14 protein-coding genes and 2 pseudogenes are annotated in these 18,877 nt (G+C 44.6%); 7 read left to right on the top strand and 9 right to left on the bottom strand.

Annotated elements, in window-relative coordinates; genetic code table 11:
• Positions 1-9: 9 nt before the first annotated feature.
• The 3 genes from PLE7327_RS04695 to PLE7327_RS04685 are packed head-to-tail and all read right to left on the bottom strand — an operon-like array spanning position 10 to position 4,116.
• Complete coding sequence (locus PLE7327_RS04695) at positions 10-1,971, bottom strand: glycosyltransferase family 39 protein (protein WP_015142717.1); 1,962 nt, start codon at positions 1,969-1,971, stop codon at positions 10-12.
• A gap of 41 nt (positions 1,972-2,012) precedes the next feature.
• Positions 2,013-2,720, bottom strand: coding sequence for a TVP38/TMEM64 family protein (locus PLE7327_RS04690; RefSeq protein WP_015142716.1), 708 nt, complete (start codon positions 2,718-2,720; stop codon positions 2,013-2,015).
• A gap of 49 nt (positions 2,721-2,769) precedes the next feature.
• A complete protein-coding gene (locus PLE7327_RS04685) occupies positions 2,770-4,116 on the bottom strand; it encodes an FAD-binding oxidoreductase (protein ID WP_015142715.1) in 1,347 nt (448 codons plus the stop codon).
• Positions 4,117-4,342: 226 nt separating this feature from the next.
• On the opposite strand from PLE7327_RS04685, the gene PLE7327_RS04680 reads away from it, so the two are divergent.
• The gene (locus PLE7327_RS04680) at positions 4,343-4,573 is read left to right on the top strand and encodes a DUF2281 domain-containing protein (RefSeq protein WP_015142714.1); all 231 of its coding nucleotides are present in this window, start codon (positions 4,343-4,345) and stop codon (positions 4,571-4,573) included.
• The gene (locus PLE7327_RS04675; protein WP_015142713.1) at positions 4,567-4,923 is read left to right on the top strand and encodes a type II toxin-antitoxin system PemK/MazF family toxin; all 357 of its coding nucleotides are present in this window, start codon (positions 4,567-4,569) and stop codon (positions 4,921-4,923) included. The genes PLE7327_RS04680 and PLE7327_RS04675 overlap by 7 nt, the downstream gene beginning before the upstream one ends.
• A 90-nt stretch (positions 4,924-5,013) precedes the next feature.
• On the opposite strand, the pseudogene ggt reads toward PLE7327_RS04675, so the two are convergent.
• Positions 5,014-6,721 (bottom strand): annotated as a pseudogene (gene ggt / locus PLE7327_RS26365) (gamma-glutamyltransferase).
• 433 nt (positions 6,722-7,154) lie between these two features.
• Between ggt and PLE7327_RS04665 the strand changes: the two are divergent.
• Positions 7,155-7,694, top strand: coding sequence for a pentapeptide repeat-containing protein (locus PLE7327_RS04665; RefSeq protein WP_015142712.1), 540 nt, complete (start codon positions 7,155-7,157; stop codon positions 7,692-7,694).
• A 250-nt stretch (positions 7,695-7,944) separates the two neighbouring features.
• The gene (locus PLE7327_RS04660; RefSeq protein WP_015142711.1) at positions 7,945-8,316 is read left to right on the top strand and encodes a phage holin family protein; all 372 of its coding nucleotides are present in this window, start codon (positions 7,945-7,947) and stop codon (positions 8,314-8,316) included.
• Here PLE7327_RS04660 and PLE7327_RS04655 read toward each other — a convergent pair.
• Positions 8,299-9,603 (bottom strand): cytosine deaminase, encoded by a 1,305-nt coding sequence (locus PLE7327_RS04655; RefSeq protein WP_015142710.1) that lies wholly within the window; start codon positions 9,601-9,603, stop codon positions 8,299-8,301. The genes PLE7327_RS04660 and PLE7327_RS04655 overlap by 18 nt on opposite strands.
• A gap of 80 nt (positions 9,604-9,683) precedes the next feature.
• Between PLE7327_RS04655 and PLE7327_RS04650 the strand changes: the two genes are divergently transcribed.
• From PLE7327_RS04650 to PLE7327_RS04645, 3 genes and pseudogenes are all read left to right on the top strand, one after another.
• Positions 9,684-10,460, top strand: coding sequence for a GDSL-type esterase/lipase family protein (locus tag PLE7327_RS04650; RefSeq protein WP_015142709.1), 777 nt, complete (start codon positions 9,684-9,686; stop codon positions 10,458-10,460).
• A gap of 29 nt (positions 10,461-10,489) precedes the next feature.
• Positions 10,490-10,600: pseudogene (locus PLE7327_RS26360) on the top strand (AAA family ATPase); the annotation flags it as partial.
• A 392-nt stretch (positions 10,601-10,992) separates the two neighbouring features.
• Positions 10,993-12,600 carry an NAD(P)H-quinone oxidoreductase subunit 4 gene (locus tag PLE7327_RS04645; RefSeq protein WP_186005387.1) on the top strand — a complete coding sequence of 536 codons (1,608 nt, stop codon included), beginning with the start codon at positions 10,993-10,995 and terminating at the stop codon, positions 12,598-12,600.
• A 162-nt stretch (positions 12,601-12,762) separates the two neighbouring features.
• Here the strand turns inward: PLE7327_RS04645 and PLE7327_RS04640 are convergent, their stop codons facing one another.
• The 4 genes from PLE7327_RS04640 to PLE7327_RS04625 form a co-directional block, all read right to left on the bottom strand.
• A complete protein-coding gene (locus PLE7327_RS04640) occupies positions 12,763-13,782 on the bottom strand; it encodes a response regulator (RefSeq protein WP_015142707.1) in 1,020 nt (339 codons plus the stop codon).
• 12 nt (positions 13,783-13,794) lie between these two features.
• Positions 13,795-16,692: a GAF domain-containing protein gene (locus PLE7327_RS22550; protein ID WP_015142706.1), complete on the bottom strand. Its 2,898-nt coding sequence runs from the start codon at positions 16,690-16,692 to the stop codon at positions 13,795-13,797.
• Between the two features lie 575 nt (positions 16,693-17,267).
• The gene (locus tag PLE7327_RS04630; RefSeq protein ID WP_015142705.1) at positions 17,268-18,116 is read right to left on the bottom strand and encodes a hypothetical protein; all 849 of its coding nucleotides are present in this window, start codon (positions 18,114-18,116) and stop codon (positions 17,268-17,270) included.
• 148 nt (positions 18,117-18,264) lie between these two features.
• Positions 18,265-18,867, bottom strand: coding sequence for a DUF1517 domain-containing protein (locus PLE7327_RS04625; protein ID WP_015142704.1), 603 nt, complete (start codon positions 18,865-18,867; stop codon positions 18,265-18,267).
• Between the last annotated feature and the right edge of the window lie 10 nt (positions 18,868-18,877).

The raw sequence follows: 18,877 nt of genomic DNA, 5'->3' as shown, positions 1-18,877 counted from the left end.
TGATATTAATTATTGTTTCATTAATATGCTAGTGGGTTCGCTCGACCATTTAGTTATATAAGCAGTTCCATTCACAACTACTTGTTTAACAGGTTCTTGCTTACTGCTTCTAGTTGCAATAATGGCACAGGCAGTGAAGTCTTTATAAGGAGATTCTTGCAGAAATCTGCTAGAGGTATTGTCGGGATGCAAAATGTGTTGAAAACGAAGGTTTTGTTCTTTATTTTCTTGTAAAAGCGCCCAAAAAGGATATTCCCAATCTAAATGAGACGGGATTGCTTCTCCTCCTAAAGAAAAACCGATGTTAGTACAATTTGTAGTTTTCAGAAAATCGATCGCTCCTAAATACGAAGCCGCTATGTAAGGTCGATTGGTAAAATAAAGTTCGCTTCTAGGAGTATTGAAAATATTTTTTTCTGCTGCAATGGGACGAAATTTGTTTTCAAACACAAAAGGAAGGGAAGTAACGATTAAAATAACAGCTAAAGCTGTGACAATATAGCGATTGGCTATCTTAGAAAAGACTAGACCGACAAACGCCGAAAATAAAACAAAAAGGGTTAGATGATGGCGGCTGTGATAAGGCTGGATCTTTAGCATAAAACACAGCAGTAAAAAACCGCCTATTAGGGTTAATAAATAGCTAATAACTTTTTTGTTTTTTCTTAGCTCTCCTTTCAACCAAAACCCGATAAGAGAAGTTAATAAAAGAAAAAAGTGAAGGGGATTACCAGCTACATTCTCATCAAAAGACAAGCCAGGAACGCGGTAGGAATTTGCTGGAAAAGTTGTTCTGGGATCGTTTATATCGACTCCCAAAAAGCCATGAATAATACTGATTATCTTTTCAACTTTTCCTGTAATTGGTGTAATAAAACTCTGAAGATGTAGATACCTGACAATATCGACATGAAGGGAAAGATTTCTAATAATATTGGAAATCCAAGTTTGCAAACTATAAACTTCGATTTTGTAGTCATCTGTATAATCTACCGTTGCGATCGGGCTTCCATATAAATCTACATTGCGTAAATAGTGACCGAGATTTAGTAGAAGAAAAGTACCAGTTACGATGCAAAAAGGTTGCCACAATCTCCAACGCAAGCGGTTGACATACCAACAAAAAAGCCAAACCATAAAAGGAAAGGCAAAGATATAACCCGAACTCTTAGTTAAAATAGCTAACCCCAAGCAAGCTCCGATCGCAAAAACTAAGAAAGTAGGAGGCTTTTTATAAGGTAAGGTCGAGAGAACATAATGAGCTAAACAAACTAACCAAAAAGCCACTACATAATCATTTTGCGTACTAGAAGCTTGAAGAATTCCCATCGGAATTGTAGTACAAAAAACTGCTGCCAAAATTTGACCGTATCTATCCGCATCCAACTGTTTTGCAATTAAAGATACTCCGATAATACTGCCTGCCATAGCCAACCATTGGACTAGGTTAGCCAATCTATCTCCATCACTGAGAATCTGCAAATGCATGATGGCAAATTCTGCAAAGGGTGGATGAACTAATTGAGCGGAATCGTAAGTTGGGTAGTGAGCAACGCTGTGATTTTGTATCCAATGAACTACCCTGGGCATATGATAGGTCATGGAATCCCAATTATTAGGCGGCGAAACGATAGAAATTAACCCAACTACAGCTACGATAAAAACAATGCTGCCTAGCAAAATGGCAGGAACTGGAGTGAGTTGAAAAATTTTCAGCCCCTTAAACTCTCGTTTTCCTTCTCTGATGAGTCGATAATAGATAAAACCTGAAATAACAATGGTTAATCCCCAAGCGGCTAATACAGTGCCAAATGTTAGAAACTTAACTAAACTCAAAATTTCAGTAAAAGCTGTTATTAAGATTCCCCAGACAACTGCTGCTGATAAGAGGGCACTGCGCCAATCGGGATCGCGATTCCAAAAAATGAGCCAGAAAACTATTAATGCAATGATAGGCAAAACGGCAAACATACCAATTACATTTTGGTGATTTCGATTGTTAACTCGATGTCTTAATCATACTTTTCAATATCGCGATCGCCCTCTAACAAACGCTTTTTCTCTACTTCTTCTAAAGCTTTCTGAGGCGACTGACGGCGGCGACGATACCAAGTCGCCACTCCCACTAACATTCCCGTTAATGCCAAAGCGCACATGAGAGGAAAGACGTTGCCGCTAGTCAGTTCCTGCAAACCAGATCCCATCATGACGAAGGGTAAAATGCCGGGAACTGTTCCTAGCATTGTCCCGATTAAGTAGTCCCGAAAGCGAATGGAGGTCAACCCGGCAGCAAAATTAACAATTCCATAGGGAATCAGCGGCAACAGGCGAACGGCAAACATATAAAACAATCCGCCTTGACGCATTTCTGCATCGATCGCTTCCCATCGTCCCGCTAGTTTCTGGGCAATGTATTCTCGCCCTACCGTTCGCGTAAAGGCAAAAGAAACCACTGCGGCAATGATTGCCGCAACTGTCGTCCATAGCGTTCCCCACCAAACGCCGAAAAGCGCGCCGCCACTGAGATTGAGTGGAGTAGATGGCAGGATAAAAAGCGTTCCCAGCGTATAGAGAAGGACATAGACAATGGGTGCCCAGATCCCCATTTTTTTAAGCCATGCTTGCAATTGTTCTTGGTCAATTCCTCCCAGCCAATAAATTCCTATCCCTGTCACTAGGATACAAATAACGGTAAGGATAATAATGCTGCTTTTCGTCATTAGTTATGTGGTGCGAGCGTCCTGCTCGCTAGTCATTAGTGATTGGTCATTAGTCATTAGTCGTTTGCGACCATGCTCGCATTTTACCTGGATTCATCAATCCGTAGGGATCGACTAGTTTTTTGAAGGCTAATTGTTCGGGATCGATGGTTTTTCTGCCGCCGTCTTCGAGGATGTAGGTGTGAGGATTGGCAATGCCTGCTCCTTGTTCCTCGTGATAGCGGATAATTTCGTTGAGGCGTTCTTCAGTAGTGAAGCGAACCAGTTGTAACCCTCCTGGAATGGCTTTTCCGCCTACGCGAAGGAATTCTAAATGAATCGCCAGTTCATCGCCGAAGTGATGATACATGTGTTCGACGCGATCGAGCGTAAAGTAAAAGGTTTGTAAATAGGTGAGGGTAGGATCGACGCTGCGGGCGTGAAGCGTGGTATGATTCCAAGTAAATTCGAGTATGCTGGTTCCTTTACTGGCTTCTTGGGCGGTTTTGTTGTAAGTTATCTCGCCGCCGTACTCGCGGACTAATTCTTGGAAAGGTTCTAGATCGGTTTCCGATACCATCAAAAGGGCACAGTGCTTGCCTTGGGGAAGATAGCTTTGCAGGGCGGCAAAGTATGAAGGAATGGGCCATGCATGAATGCTGACCATTTTTTTGACGATGCCATCGCTATCGCTAAGGACTTGTCCGAATCGCGCTGCCGTCATAAACTCATCGAAGGCGACGATAATTTCTGCCCAGGGATAGGCAGGGGCCAGGGGAATTTCTAATTCTGTCATAATGCCATTAGTCCCGTAGGCGTGGTTGACCTTCTGAACCTCATCGCCTCGCAATTCGATCGCGCGGGGTTCGTCTTCGAGAGTGACGACGCGAAGGGCGCGAAGATTGCCGCGATCGCGCAATTGTCCGTAGGTAATCGAACCCATCCCGACGCTACCGCCGCCGATAAACCCGCCAATGGTGGCTGTACGGTAGGTAGACGGTGCCATCCGCAATTCCCAGCCGATTTCTCTTGCTTGTTTGTCAAAAGCTGCCATTTTCACCCCAGGTTCGACGCAAGCGAGTCCCGGTTTAATCCAGCGAATTTGATTCATTTTGGTCGTGTCAAGAATTACGCCGCCTTCGAGGGGTATGCATTGTCCATAATTTCCCGTTCCCGCACCTCTGACGGTGAGAGGGACTTTATGTTTGACACAAGTTTTCGCCACTTGCATGACGTCTGCTTCCGTGGCAGGACGGACAACGAGATTGCCTCGCTTATCTTTGAGTTGTGCTTCTAAAATGGGGCTGAAGTGGTAGTAGTCGAGGGAGAGTTTCGTCAGTTGAGTGGGGTCGGTAATAATTTCTATGCCGTTGAGTTCGGCGGCTATGGTATCCCAAATCGTTGTCGTCGAGGTCATAATTTTTTCTCGCGCAGAGGTGCAGAGTTATTTCATTAGTTTATAAATTATTTAGAATCTAACAAGGGATAGATGCAATTATTATGACCCCAGAAGGATGGCTCAAGCGCTAAGCGGCACGGGAAAGGCACAGAAGTGGTATAGACTCGATCTTTCTAAATTTAATCTAGGCTTTTAGAAAGCGATCGCTTCAGATAATCAATTAAATTAAAAAAGGGCAAAACTAATGTCTAAACGCGAAGAAACGATAACCAAGATTAACCAGCTACCAGAATCTCTTGTTAGTGAGGTCAATGATTTTATAGATTTCTTACTAATGAAACAGAATAGTGAAAAATGGCAATTGTGGATGCAGTTTGCTGAGTCTCTAGAAATGGCTGAGTCAGACTTCTCTGACTACTTATCTAACTTAGAAGACTATGAAGAACGCCTAGCTCGTGGAGAGATTCAGTGGTAACTATTTCGCGGGGAGATGTAGTTTTGTGCGATCTCAACCCAGTCAAAGGTACCGAACAAGCGGGAATACGACCTGCAGTAGTCGTTCAAATCGATCGCGCCAATGCTGTTAGCCCTCACACAATTATTGCACCTTTTACCTCTAAAATTCGACATACCCTCTTGCCTTCCCACGTCTTTGTTCCTGCTGGTGTTGGAGGATTAAGCCAAGACTCGGTAATTCTGTGCGAACAAATTCGAGTTGTTGATAAATCCAGAATTCTCAAAGTTATTGGTCATCTGGATGAGGTTTATACGACAAAGTTAGGGAAAGCATTAAGTATCATCATGGGTTTATTTCAAGGTGATTAATGAGTGTGGACTGGTAAGTGGGAAATCCCCGATCGCGAAACTTTAATAACCTAAAGTCAAAGCCCCTGGTTTGCGGGGATCTGAAGCACCCTACAAGATGCCATCGACAGACATGATGCTTTGAGTACTGCCTGCCGCACGCCCTAAAACCACATTATGCCCCTTCTGCGTTAACAATCGAATCGTATCGCCATTTAAATCTCGTTCCACTTGTAATTCGTCGGGAAACCACTGATGATGGACTCGAACGGCATTGGTTGCTTCAGCAATATTCATCCGATGGTCGATCGCGTTGATAATAATTTGTAAAACCGTCGTAATAATTCGACTGCCGCCGGGACTTCCCGTGACTAAAAAGGGTTTTCCATCTTTCATGACAATGGTTGGTGTCATGGAACTGAGCATTCTTTTTTCGGGTGCGATCGCGTTTGCTTCTCCACCAATTAATCTAAACGCATTGGCAACGCCTGGTTTAGCAGTAAAATCATCCATTTGATTGTTTAATAAAATTCCCGTTCCCGGCACAGTTATCCCCGTCCCAAAGCTAAAGTTTAAAGTATAAGTATTAGAAACGGCATTGCCATCTTTATCGACGACAGAATAATGGGTAGTCTCGGTACTTTCTTCTATAAAATTGCCGTTTCCCGGTAAAATTTCTCGGCTTGGCGTAGCGCGATCGCGGTTAATTTTATCGCGTAATTCATCGGCATAATCTTTAGAAATTAAACGCTTGATAGGGACTTCAACAAAATCTGTATCGCCCATATATTTAAAGCGATCCGCATAGGCTAATTTCATCGTCTCTGTCATTAAATGAATCGTTTGAGCGGTATTATGACCGAGAGAACGAAGCGGAAATCTTTCGTAAGATATTGAGCATCTCGACAAGATGAACGCCGCCAGAACTCGGAGGCGGCATGGAATAGATTTGATAGCCGCGATAATTACCTCGAATGGGTTGACGAATGACTGGTTTATATTTGGCTAAATCTTCTTTGGTAATTAAGCCATTATTGGCTTCCATTTCATCCACAATGCAATCGGCAATTTCCCCTCGATAAAAAGCATCTTTACCTTTTTCGGCAATTTGTTTTAAACTCTCTGCTAAATCTTTTTGGACGAGAATGTCTCCGACTTCATATAAACTACCATCTTGTTTGTAGAAAATTTCTCTGCTAGCAGGTGAGGCTTGCATTTGTTTCTTGGCAAACCTTAGAGAAACCCGCAAATCTTCATCAACGGGAAAGCCATTTTCTGCTAGTTCGATCGCTGGTTGTAAGGTTCTTTCTAAGGAAATTGTTCCATACTTTTCTAGTGCCAAAATTAAACCCGCAACCGTACCGGGAACGCCAACGGCTAAATGACTAAATCTCGTTTTTTGGTTATTGACTTCTCCATTTTCATCGAGAAACATATCTCGCGTCGCTGCTAAAGGCGCTTTTTCTCGATAGTCGATCGCAATTGTTTTGTTGTCTTTACGCATATGAACTAACATAAAACCACCGCCTCCTAAATTACCCGCATGGGGTAGAGTAACGGCTAGGGTAAAGCCAATTGTTACCGCAGCATCGACGGCATTTCCTCCTTCTTTTAATACCTCTAATCCCGCTTGAGTTGCTAAGTCTTCCTGAGTAGCAACCATCCCATTTTTAGCAATTACGGGATGAAAAATATCGTCAGAACTATGGATGGGAAAGTCTTGAGCGACGGCATTGCCTGTTACGATTTTTAAAGAGATTATCAGCGCCAAAAATCTTTTACTTGAATGTTTGAGCGACGGGGGATTGAGAGTTTTCATTTTAGCTGCGATCGCGGGTTTTTAAGTAAATTACCTGTTAATTCGCTATTAAAAAGATGTTTGTAAATATAGTGCTAGGAAAATCAATACTTTGTTACAAAATTTTCAGAATTTTGCAGTACGATTAAAGTATCGATAACGCCCGATTTCCGAAGGGGGTGCTATATCCTATGCACGCACAACTTAAGGGCGAACCGCAATTCTAATCTAAAATTCTCTCGCAAGAACTCAATTAGAAATCAATAAAACTTTCGCAAAACCTACCGTAATCTACCTAGATTAATGCCATAGTCTCGTTTTAGCGAATAGTTTGCTCATTAGGGATAACACTCTCGCAGCCTCGTTTGATGGAGATTTGAGCTAGAGGTTGCTAGAGAAAAAATGCATCCTTCAACCTTCAGTTGACTCAATGCCTTCGTAAGGAGGACAGAATATGAATACTCACGAATTACTCATCCGATATGAAGCCAATGAACTAGATTTTGTTGAGATTAGCTTGCATCAAGCCAGCTTAAAAGGTGCCAATCTATCTCGGATCAATTTCATGAGAGCCGATCTTAGCCATGCCGACTTAAGTTTAGCCGATCTGAGCGGGGCTTGTTTGAATCAAGCCAACCTGACTGATGCTGACTTGAGCGGTGCTAACTTGGTTGGTGCTAACTTAATCGAGGTTAATCTCATCGGTGCAGATTTGTCTGGCGCAGATCTGAGGGGAGCAAATCTCTGTGGAGCCGATTTGCGATGTGCTAACCTGCACAACGCAAATTTAAGCGGTGCTAACTTGACGGATGTTAATGTCAATGGCGCTGATTTAAGCGGTGCTAATTTGAGCAATGCTAAACTGGCAGGAACCGATCTGAGCGTTGCCGATACCGTTGGAGCAGAGCTTTGGGCAATCGATTGCGAATCAGAAGAGTGCCATTTGACGGGGATGTCTCCTCATTGGATCACTTGGTCGGGTAACCGCCGCTAACTTTCGCGCTTATAGCTACGCTAGAGGCAGGCTGCCGCCTTGCCCCTACCAAGCTATTTGTTGCTAACCTTTATCGCACCGGGATAAAATTCAGGTGCGATCGCAATTTGCTATTTCTATTCCCTGGATTTGTTCGGTCTGGGGGATAACAATTTCAGAAGAAAAAATAAAGATTATCTTGTACGAAAGGGAGATTTCATGTTAATTCCGGTTTAATAGGTAATGTAGTCTGATTCGGGAGTAATATCTAATGAATCTTCCTAGCATTCTGATTGCTTGGCTCGTTACTGCCATTAGTTTATTGATCGTTTCTAAGTTACCCATCGGAGTGGAGATCGATAGCTTTGGCAAAGCTCTTATTGCGGCTGCTGTTTTCGGGATTTTGAACGCAATCGTTCATCCCATTCTGATCGTATTGGGCTTTCCCTTTATTGTTATCACTTTGGGGCTGTTTTTATTCGTCATTAATGCGATCGTTTTCGGTTTGGCAGCAGCTCTCGTTAGCGGTTTTAGATTGCGTTATGGATTTTGGAGTGCTTTGCTGGGAGCTTTTTTACTGGGTTTGGTGAATTCTTTAAGTTATCAGGTACTCGCTATAGCAGGATTAGGCGTTAAAAACTAAATCGTCTAATTCTGCATAGTCGGGCAAAGTTGTATCAATTGACTTTCCCCGACGCAAAACAATGCGATCGCTTTGGGAACGCGATAACAATTCGCTAAAATATCTGGCTTTAAATAAGATTAAATCGGCTGGCAATCCTATGCCAATTCTTCCCAAATTTGGGAGTCCCATTAAATCTGCTGGCGTTTTAGTGACGCTGCAACACCAATAATCGCCATAGGGCGTATCGAGATGGGCAATTCTAACAGCTTGAGTAAAGACTTCTAATCCATCATGGTCGCCAAATCCATAGAATGGATCGCGACAATTATCGCTAGCAAAAGCAACCGGAATTCCCTGTTGTTTCAATTCATGAACATCAGTAACGCCTCGCCAAAAAGGAGTGCGTAAGGCTTGGCGATCTTGAAGATATAAATTACACATCGGTAAGCTAACAACGCCAACATTTGCCGCTTTGATTGCAGAAATTGTTTGAGCGACAACTTCTTGTGGCTGAACGGCTAAACTACAACAATGACCGCAAATAATTTGTCCGGCAAACTCATTTCGCAAAGCAGCCGCCCCTATCTTTTGCAGGCAAATTGAATCGATATCGCCATTTTCATCCGCATGAAAATCGAGATTTAAACCTCTTTCCTTGGCAAGAGAAAAAACAGCATCGAGTTGGCTATCTAAGTCGGGATTCATATAAGCAACGCCTCCCAAAATTCCACCAACTTCAGCAACTTTATCTGCTAAAGCAACCCCTTCGGGCGTTTGATAATAGTCGAGAGAAACGAGAGAAACTGCTTGTAAAATTACCCGATCTGCCCATTCTTTTTGTAAACTTTTAAAGACTCCAAAACTAATATCTGCTTGTTCGCCAAAAGAATCGATATGAGTTCGGATTGCCGTCGTACCGCGAGCATAACTGCATTTAATCCCAAATTCCATGCGGCGATAGACATCTTCTTCTCTCCAATATTGTTGCGAATCGGCAATGGCAGTCGCTAAGGCATTATCAAAGGTGCCGTCTAAATTGGGAGAACGTTCCCAAATATGACCTTTATCTAGATGGGTATGCATATCGACAAAACCAGGGAAAACAATCCCCTTGCGTAAGTCTACAAAAGCTACTTCGGGATTGTTACCAGAAGCTGGGATAATTTGTGAGATTTTCCCTTCGGCAATTTCTAGATCGACTAAGCACAGACCTTCTCTCGTCTGCGCGGAAAAGTTGCTATTTTCAATTAAGGCAACGGGTACGTGGGCATTTTTGAGCCAATAGCGATCGCTACTTGGAATCATCAGGCAAAACTAACTGATTAATTTACAGAAATCTCCTCTGATAGTATAAATGAAAATTTTCTGATGACTATAACTTGCTAATGCTACCAAAAAATAAGACTTTACTTTGGATTTCTATAGGACTAAATATTCTTTTTATTGCTTTAGACATTACTTTTACAATTAGAAGGGGTGGAATTTCTTATCTAGTAAGAAAGCTTCCATTTCTTGAAACTCCTTCTCAAAAAAATTCCAATCGAGCTAAAGAACATCCTCGTCAAAACACTTATCGTTCTACCTACTATCAAATGAGACACAGTATTTTTAAAATTCTCCCCGACAGTGAAGGCGAAATTCTTTTATTGGGAGATAGTTTAACCGACCAAGGAGAATGGCAAGAGCTTTTCAAGAATGTCAATATCAAAAATCGTGGCATTAATGGAGAAACCACAGATGGGATTATTGAGCGAATTAATGAAATATTAGAAACAAAACCTCAGAAAATATTTTTAATGATTGGAGTCAACGATTTTTGGAATGAAAGCAAAACCATTCCTATGGTAGTTAATAATTATAGAATCATTTTAAATGCTATCAAAAAGAATACGCCTACAACTCAAGTTTTCGTGCAAAGTATATTACCCGTCAATCCAGATCGGTATAAAATCAAACTGGACAATAAGGAAATTGAGGCTTTCAACGATCGCCTGAAAATATTAGCCAAGAAATTTTCCTATCAGTATGTAGATTTATATAGTCATTTCCTTGACGAAAAAAAACAATTGTCGCCTCGATATACTTTAGACGGCGTTCACTTGAATGGAGAAGGATATTTACTTTGGAAAAAACTGATTGAAAAGTATATTTATTCTGAGTAGAGACGCGAGCATTTCCTTATTGAGAAAGTAAAAGAGTGGAAGACGAGCGCGATCGCTTAGTAGTAATTGTAGCGGGCTATGGCGATGATATGCAGAGATTTATTCAGGCTAATCCGGGTTTAAAGTCAAGATTTACCCAATTATGCTTGATGACATACCCTAATATCAAATCCAGCTAATTAGCGATAGCGATAAATTGTAGTGCGAGTATCCTGCCGCGATCGAGATGCTCGCACTACCTAAATAGTGGTTGTTCAGTACATCTAAAAAGAGATCGCACTCTACCAGATAGTAGAAGAATTCAGACTAGAGAGAGCGATCGCACTGCCAATAGTAAATTTATTATTGTCAAAACAGCGTCAGCGAATAAATGCTGCTAAATTGTTTTTGGGGTAGCGGAGACTTGGCTTCAAGTCCCGCACGCGATCGCGGTTAGCGGATGATGGCGAAGGCAAATAATTCAAGTAATTATTCCCATCGTCAAGTCCCGAAAACCGAGCTATTGATTAATATTTAGTAAATTGCAATGAATATTGCCAATTTTCCCTGGTTAACAACCATTATTTTGTTTCCAATTGTCGCCGCCTTGTTCATCCCCTTGTTTCCCGATGAGGGAGACAAGCCAGAACAGGAAAAGACTGCTAAAACAGTTCGGTGGTATGCCCTGAGTGTGGGGCTAATTGACTTTGCCCTGATTGTCTATGCCTTCTATACGGGCTACGATCTCAGCGTTCCCGGACTGCAATTAGTTGAGAGTTATGCTTGGGTTCCCCAAATCGATTTGAAATGGTCGTTAGGGGCAGATGGTTTGTCCATGCCTCTAATCCTGCTGACTGGCTTTGTCACGACGCTGGCAATCATGGCAGCTTGGCCGGTTACCTTTAAGCCAAAGCTATTTTATTTCCTGATGCTGGCGATGTATGGGGGACAAATTGCCGTCTTTGCCGTTCAGGATATGTTGCTCTTTTTCCTAGTTTGGGAATTGGAGTTAGTCCCGGTTTACCTAATTCTGGCAATTTGGGGCGGAAAGCGCCGTCAGTATGCGGCAACCAAGTTTATTCTTTACACAGCAGGCGGTTCGCTCTTTATTTTAGTGGCGGGATTGACGATGGCATTTTATGGCAATCCTGTCACCCTTGACATGAGCGCGATCGCAGCCAAAGATTTCCCGCTCAATCTACAATTATTGCTCTATGGTGGCTTATTAATCGCCTACGGAGTCAAACTTCCCATCTTTCCCCTCCATACTTGGCTGCCAGATGCCCACGGAGAAGCCACGGCACCCGCTCACATGTTACTGGCAGGAATTCTCCTGAAAATGGGCGGATACGCGCTACTGCGGATGAATGCGGGAATGCTGCCCGATGCCCATGCAATTTTTGCGCCCGTCTTGGTAATTTTGGGCGTAGTCAATATCATCTATGCCGCTTTAACCTCTTTTGCTCAGCGCAACCTGAAGCGGAAAATCGCCTACTCATCGATCTCCCATATGGGATTTGTCTTAATCGGGATCGCTTCCTTTACCGAGATCGGGGTTAGCGGTGCCATGCTGCAAATGATCTCCCACGGATTGATCGGAGCGAGTTTATTCTTCATGGTCGGCTGTACCTACGATCGCACCCATACCTTAATGCTGGACGAAATGGGAGGCGTAGGGCAAAAGATGAAGAAGGTTTTCGCCATGTGGACGACTTGTTCTCTGGCATCGCTCGCTTTACCAGGAATGAGCGGTTTTGTGGCGGAATTGATGGTATTTATTGGTTTTGCAACCAGTGATGCTTATAATCCCGTTTTTAGGACGATTATCGTTTTATTAATGGCAGTTGGAGTGATTTTGACACCAATTTACCTGCTCTCAATGCTGCGGGAAATGCTCTATGGACCAGAAAATAAGGAACTCGTCTCGCATCAAGCCCTCATCGATGCCGAACCTCGCGAGGTGTTTATCATCGCTTGTCTGATGGTGCCAGTCATCGGCATCGGTCTCTATCCAAAGATCGTCACTCAGATCTACGATTCGACGACCAACCAATTGACCGCTTTAATGAGACAGTCAGTTCCATCGCTGGTACAACAAACTGCTGTCAATCCTAATAGTTCGTTCGGGTTGAAATCTCCTGAAATTCCGATTCAGCGTTGAATAGCTCGCTTGTAAAAGTTAATGTTGCGGCAAACTCTGCTTAGAAATTAATTTCTAAGCTCATACCTAAAGTCCTCTGAAGAGGACTTTTTATATTGGTTCCAAGAGATTAATTTCTTGGCGAGTGGAGGACTCTTGGAAGAGATGGGCAATTCTAACGCGTCAGCTTTCGCTTGGATTTGCCATTGCAAGTGCTTGCAGAGTCGCTAAAAGTTCTTTTTCTAGATCGGGCTTTTTGAGCAAGTAAGCTTTAGCCCCCAAGGACGCAGCCCTTTTCTGATGTTGTTCGTCGTTGCGGATTGAGAGGATAACCACCGGAATTTTTGCCAAATCGGACGATTGACGACAGTACATGAGAAACTCAAAGCCGCTCATATTTGGCATTTCTAGATCGCAAACGATCGATTGAATGTTCGTATGTCGCTGCAATTGCTCGATCGCGTGCCAGCCGTCTCTAGCTTGTAAAACTTTGTATCCGGCTTGTTGGAGGGTCAGATATAACGCCAGCCTCACCGTTATGGAATCGTCAACGACTAATAGGGTAGGAGGGCGAGCCGTTTTCTCGGAGATCGTCCTTTGAGCAGGCGTTGCAGCCGCCGTGGCCAAAGCGTCATCATCCAAAACCGAATTGAGAAAAGCCGCGCCATCGATGACGGGAATTGGTTTGCCGGCTTTCGAGATCGTGCAGCCATAAAGATAGTGAGGACGCGCGATCGCAGTTTCAAAGGGCTGAATAGTCAATTCTAGCTTTGCAATTAACCGTTCGATTTTCAACTCCACAGCCAGGGTGCGATCGCCCCAACCGTATACCAGGATTGAAGAAAGTCGGCGCTTAGCGGCAGGACTTGTGCTGGTAGACAAATAAGCACGAGCCAGCAGTTCGGAGAGTTGATAGAGGGGAATCGCCTTCTCTCGCCATTTTAACCAGCGCTGTTTTTCAATCCGGCGGATCCGATTTTCTTGCAGCATGGCGATCTCGGCAATATTTTCAAAGGGCAGGATCAAGATAACCGAATCTGCCATACAAACAAATTGCTTTCTCGTCGTCAGCGTAAGCCGACTCGACACAGCAGCCTGAGAAAGATTATCTGTAACATCTCTACCCTTCGGCTGACCGTTGAGTTCTGAAGTTTTAGGCACAGTCGATGCGTTGTCGTTGCTTTCTTCCCCAACCATTCCCATCTAAATTTACCGTTATTCGATATCCAATTGCGCGGCAGTTGTTCCCATTTCGCGAGCGACTTTCAACAGATAGGCAAAGGAGTTAGCGACGGTCGCCGATTGCTCGGAAGTCCGATCTGCAATCGTCGCCGCTTCCCTGACGAGTTGGCTGACGGAGGTGAAGTTTTCGGCATGGGCGGCGGCAGCTTGCGCGATCTCTTCCACTAAACCGCTCGTCTGGGCGTTTATTGCTACCAGTTGAGTGAGTTTCTGTCGGGATTGGGCTACCCATTTGGTTTCGTCGTTCAATTGCTTGGCTTCTTGCTTCATAACCGCAAAGATTTCGTTAATAGCAGTTTTAATTTCTGTCATTAGGTCTTCGATTTCTGAAGTTGCCGTTGCTGACTGTTCGGTGAGGGAACGCACGGCTTCTGCTACCGCCATCAGCTCTTGGCTTTCTCGATCGTCTCCCGCGCGTCCGACTTCTACTGCTACGTTCATTGCCAAGACATTGATTTGAGAGACAAAATCGTTGAGGGACAGCATCGTTTGGGTAATCTTGCGCGACACTTCGTCCAGATACTCGGTCTTCCTAACCATCTTCAACAACGTTTCTCGGATTCCCGTCATGCCAACTTCAGTCTGTCGCATTGCCTCATCCTCAGCCCTAACGGCGCGATCGGCATCTTCCATTTTCCGTTTAGCTTGACGCGCCTTGAAGGCAACTTCTCGAACAGAACTCGCCATCGCCTGAATCGCATTGAAAGCCTCTGCTATCTTCTCTACCTGAAGCGCTGCTTCTAAGGAGAGGGTGTTGATGGTAGTTTCGTTGTCTTGGGTGGTTTGCGTTACGGCTTGAGCGGCGGCTCGTACCTGCGAAGCAATCTGCCGCCGACTGGTGATATCGGTTTGCAAGCCGATAAAATGAGTGACTTCTCCCTGCTCGTTTTGCACTGGAGAAATCGTCAGCTCGTTCCAAAAGGGAGAACCATCTTTGCGATAATTCTTCAAAACCACATGACATTCGCGCTGCTCGTGCAGTGCTCGGCGAATTTGCGCGACAGCATCGGGTTCTGTATCGGCACCCTGCAAAAATCGGTAGTTGCGCCCGATCGCTTCTGAGTGAGAATAGCCCGTCATTTTTTCAAAGGCGGGATTGCAATAGACGATCGGGTAGTCCGGTTGAGTCGCATCGGCAATGCAAAGCCCAAAACTAGCGGCGGCGATGGCGCGATCGCGAGGTCGGAGCGCTCCCTCCAACTCCTGACGAGCTTGTTCGATCTCTTCTAGAACAGCCGCCTGGTCGAGGGCAAATCCCACTTGAGTTGCTAGTTTAGTAAATAATTGAATTTCCGATCGCTTCCAAGTTCGAGGCGCGAAACACTGATGGGCGATTAGCAAACCGATTAGCTCCTTTCCTTGCAGGATGGGAGCCACCAAGTTCGCCCTAACCCCAAAGCGCCCCAATAATTCGATATGGCAGTCCGAGAGATTAGCGGTGTAGATATTATCAGTCGCCCGAACCCGACCGTTACGATACTGCTCGACGTGACGATCTTTGAAGCACGGGTCGATAATATTTGCTCCCAATGCCTTGGGCAAACCGGAAAGCACCGATTCGGCGACGACGGTTCCGCTCCAGTTAGGCTCGAAGCGATAGACCAACACGCGATCGGCTCGTAGTGCCTTGCGAATTTCCTGTGCGGTTGTTGTTAAAATATCTGCTGATTTGAGAGATTGGCGGATGCGAAGCGTAATTTCCATAAAGCGTTCTTCGGCTTCGGCTTCGGCTTTTTGCTCGGCAGGGAGGCGGCGATCGAGGGCAAATCCAATTTGCGTTGCCAAGCGCGAGAAAAAGTTAATTTCCGACTGCTGCCAAGCGCGAGGAGCCGAGCATTGATGGGCAATCAGCAGCCCCAGAAGCTGACCGTCTTTAAGAACGGGGGCTATCAAGCTGGCTTTGACGGCAAATTGTTCGAGTAACTGAATATAACACTCGCCTAAATTGGCTTTGTAGATGTTGTCGAAAGCTCTAACGCAACCGTTTCGGTACATCTCGATATGGCGTTCTTTAAAACAGGGGTCGAAAATTTTTGCCCCTCTGGCTTTTGGGAAACCAGGCATTACTGATTCAGCAATAATCGTGCCATTCCCATCCGGTTCGAGGCGAAAGAACAAGACGCGATCGCTTTTTAATACCTGTCTCACTTCTCTAACTGCAATGGTCAGCAGCTCGTCCAAATCTTGCGCTTCGCGCACCCGCAAGGCAATGTCGGTTAGCAGTTGGGTGCGATCGCCCTCAGCGTTTTGTTGTTTTAACAGATCTGGGATTTGGACGGCTAGTAAGTTCAGATCGGTTTTGAGAGCAATTAATTCATCTGCGCCGCTAAATTCTAAGTCGCTTCCGGTTTCTCCTGCCTCTCGTCGCAATAATTTTGCCGTCTCTGCTGCGGTTTTGGCGGCACCCAGCACGGGACGAAGAGAACGATTGGTCAGCCACAGAGCGATCGCCAGTGCCAGTAAAGCAACTGCCCCGGTGCCAATCGCTATCCCCATCTGGAGTTGTCTTTTAAGGAGAAAGGTCAGGTAGATAATGTCCGCTGCGCTTGGATTGCCCGATTGCTTGGCTTGGTTCGCCTGCTGCTCGCTCGATCGCTCGCTTACGTAGTAAGTCATTCCCCCAAGGGCGAGCACTGGCAGGACGCTAATCGCGATCGCGGTGGTCGTTGCTTTGATTCTCAAGCTCAATCCCCGCCGTTTAGAGCAAGATGGTACTTGGTTTTCTGCTTTTGGCTGTCGTTCGTCGCCTGCTGCTTCTTTGCGATCGACTTGCTCGTTCGATTCTGGTTCTGCTGTCGCAGGAGAATGGCTACGAATCTCGGTAGTTTCGATAGTTTTATCTGTCTGCTGAGACGAGGAAGATCCGGTCACGACCAAGCCCTCACTAAAAATAGATATCGCTCGACTTATTTAAGTTTGTTTGAAGCATTTGCGAGCGTTGCGATCGACAAACAAAATTGTTTGATAAAGGTTTTTTTAGTTTAACTTTAACTGGATTTTTTGTAAATTTTTATAAAATGCATTTGAAGATCCCAATAATTCAAGCGTAACCAATGACAGTCAGATAAGTGGCTGGAAATCGCTGAGAACAATCTTGGCAAGCGACCGACTCATTAAACGCGATCGCGTTTTTAGACCATAAATCTATCTTAAAACAAAAAAGAATCAATCCAAAGATAGTTGACAGATTTAAATCAATAAGTTTTCAAAAAAACAAGATATGAATGGTTAATTAATCGAGCAGTATCTAGTTTAAACTACTTTCAAAACTCTCTTCAATCAAACTATTGTGATTATAAAATATCAATAACAAAAAAGATAAATTTTAATTTTATATTGCTTTTGACTTTTGTCTAGATGTAATTTAAATAGATAAAAATAACCGTAGGGGCATTTTGCAAAACGCCCCTACAAATTAAAAAAGTAAAGAGTAGAGTATGGTTGAATTAACGCCGTCTTCTGCTGGTGCCAAAACTTTTACTGCGACTTCCGGCACTGCTACCGAAACTCCCGCTACGCTTTCTAGTCGAACCAGAGCGATTGGAAGGACGCAGCTCGCTCGAACCGTAACCCGAACCGCTTGCTCTACCAACGTTAGGCGACTGCCTGCGAGTGGTGGCTCTGTTTGAAGAAGGTCGTCTTAGGTTGCCAGTTGTTCGCAGCGTTTGGCGATTTCTGACGGCAGCTGGCGGCTCGTTGTATCTGGCTTGGTAGCTCTGAACGGCGCGATCGTAGCTGCTACCATAGCCGCCGTAGCCCGTAATAACTACGCCGGGTTGATAGACTGGGGGGACGTAGTATTGAGGCGTAAACAATAAGCTGCCCAAAGCCTGACCGGCTAGAGCGCCAGCAAAAGGTGCCCAGAAGTTCGATTCCCGACGGATGACAACGGTTTCTGGCTGACCCGTTTGCGGGTTAGTTTGAGTTTGCGTGACGTTGTGAACGTACTCGATTTTGAAATCTTCACTCAGGTGCATTACTGCGCGATCGCCATTAATCTCGGCATAAGTCTTTTCTCCCTTGGCGATCTCTTCATCACTCAGACGCGCCATTTGCAGGTCGCTGGTGCGAAAAACGGGAGGAGTGGCACCGAGCAACATCAAAGTATATTCCCCAGTCGCATCGTCGTAAGTGGCTTGCTGAACGGGATATTTTCCGCTACCAACTTGATTGGAAACCGAGGTACTAACATTGTTTGGAGCTGACTGAGTTGGCGTTGATGTAGGCGAATCACACGCCACAGTCGTCCAACACAAAGTCAAAGAGAGAAGAATTGCTACTAATTTACGCGACATAAATAAATGGTTGTTTTGAAGGTCTAATTTTTCAGGGTTAGATTCAAGGATTTTTACTGGTCATTAATAACTGTAGGGGCGGATTTGGGTTGTGGCTATGTAACAAGCGGTTATTTTTACAACTAAACCCGCCCCTACCGAATCGCCGTTACAGAGGAACGAGTTCGGGAAAATTGAGCAACAGTTGCTCGTCAGTGAGTTCGTCTCCTAACTGTGCTGGAGAGAAATGAACTTGGATGGCGCGCAATTTGTTTTGATAGTGAAGGTCGATTAATGCTTTTAGACCCTCTTCGAGTGCCTCTCGGTCTGCTAAGTTAGTCTCTAGTGCGGGAACTTCGCCTTCAGCGGCTATCGTTAGCATAACAACTAAATTGCGAGTGGCGGGTAAGGACAAGAGTTCGTCATCCTCCGACGCTACCTCGAAATCTGTTTCGCTTAGATACCGCTGAGCAGAATCGGTAAATAACTCGGTGACGTAATCGCCAGCTTCTCCTTCGTCCCAGAAGACATCGCCTTCGTTAGCAGCCGATCGCCAGTAGAGATTCATTTGGAGAAGGGTTTGACAAATATCTACCAGTCCTTCTCCCAAAACCTCTAAATCTCCCTCCGATTCGATCGCGTCCCTTGCTTTGCTATTGAGAACTCCCAGCAAAGGAGCGACTTCGTCGCCTGCTAGATGGATGAAGATTCGACAGACGACATAGCGAGTTTTCCCCGATAGTTTATTGAGGCGATCGCGCCAAGCACTCATTGATTTTCAG

Origin of the sequence: Pleurocapsa sp. PCC 7327 (assembly GCF_000317025.1) — a bacterium.
Taxonomy (GTDB): domain Bacteria; phylum Cyanobacteriota; class Cyanobacteriia; order Cyanobacteriales; family Microcystaceae; genus Hydrococcus.
The sequence above is the reverse complement of the archived record's forward strand: the minus strand, read 5'-3'. Positions and strand labels throughout refer to the sequence as shown.

Coding starts and splice junctions, on each gene's coding strand:
- PLE7327_RS04685 (WP_015142715.1), bottom strand. CDS start 4,116: ATGACCTCGACGACAACGATTTGGGATACCATAGCCGCCGAACTCAAC.
- PLE7327_RS04695 (WP_015142717.1), bottom strand. CDS start 1,971: ATGTTTGCCGTTTTGCCTATCATTGCATTAATAGTTTTCTGGCTCATT.
- PLE7327_RS04640 (WP_015142707.1), bottom strand. CDS start 13,782: ATGGGAATGGTTGGGGAAGAAAGCAACGACAACGCATCGACTGTGCCT.
- PLE7327_RS04660 (WP_015142711.1), top strand. CDS start 7,945: ATGAATCTTCCTAGCATTCTGATTGCTTGGCTCGTTACTGCCATTAGT.
- PLE7327_RS04655 (WP_015142710.1), bottom strand. CDS start 9,603: ATGATTCCAAGTAGCGATCGCTATTGGCTCAAAAATGCCCACGTACCC.
- PLE7327_RS04650 (WP_015142709.1), top strand. CDS start 9,684: ATGCTACCAAAAAATAAGACTTTACTTTGGATTTCTATAGGACTAAAT.
- PLE7327_RS04665 (WP_015142712.1), top strand. CDS start 7,155: ATGAATACTCACGAATTACTCATCCGATATGAAGCCAATGAACTAGAT.
- PLE7327_RS04630 (WP_015142705.1), bottom strand. CDS start 18,116: ATGTCGCGTAAATTAGTAGCAATTCTTCTCTCTTTGACTTTGTGTTGG.
- PLE7327_RS04690 (WP_015142716.1), bottom strand. CDS start 2,720: ATGACGAAAAGCAGCATTATTATCCTTACCGTTATTTGTATCCTAGTG.
- PLE7327_RS04680 (WP_015142714.1), top strand. CDS start 4,343: ATGTCTAAACGCGAAGAAACGATAACCAAGATTAACCAGCTACCAGAA.
- PLE7327_RS04625 (WP_015142704.1), bottom strand. CDS start 18,867: ATGAGTGCTTGGCGCGATCGCCTCAATAAACTATCGGGGAAAACTCGC.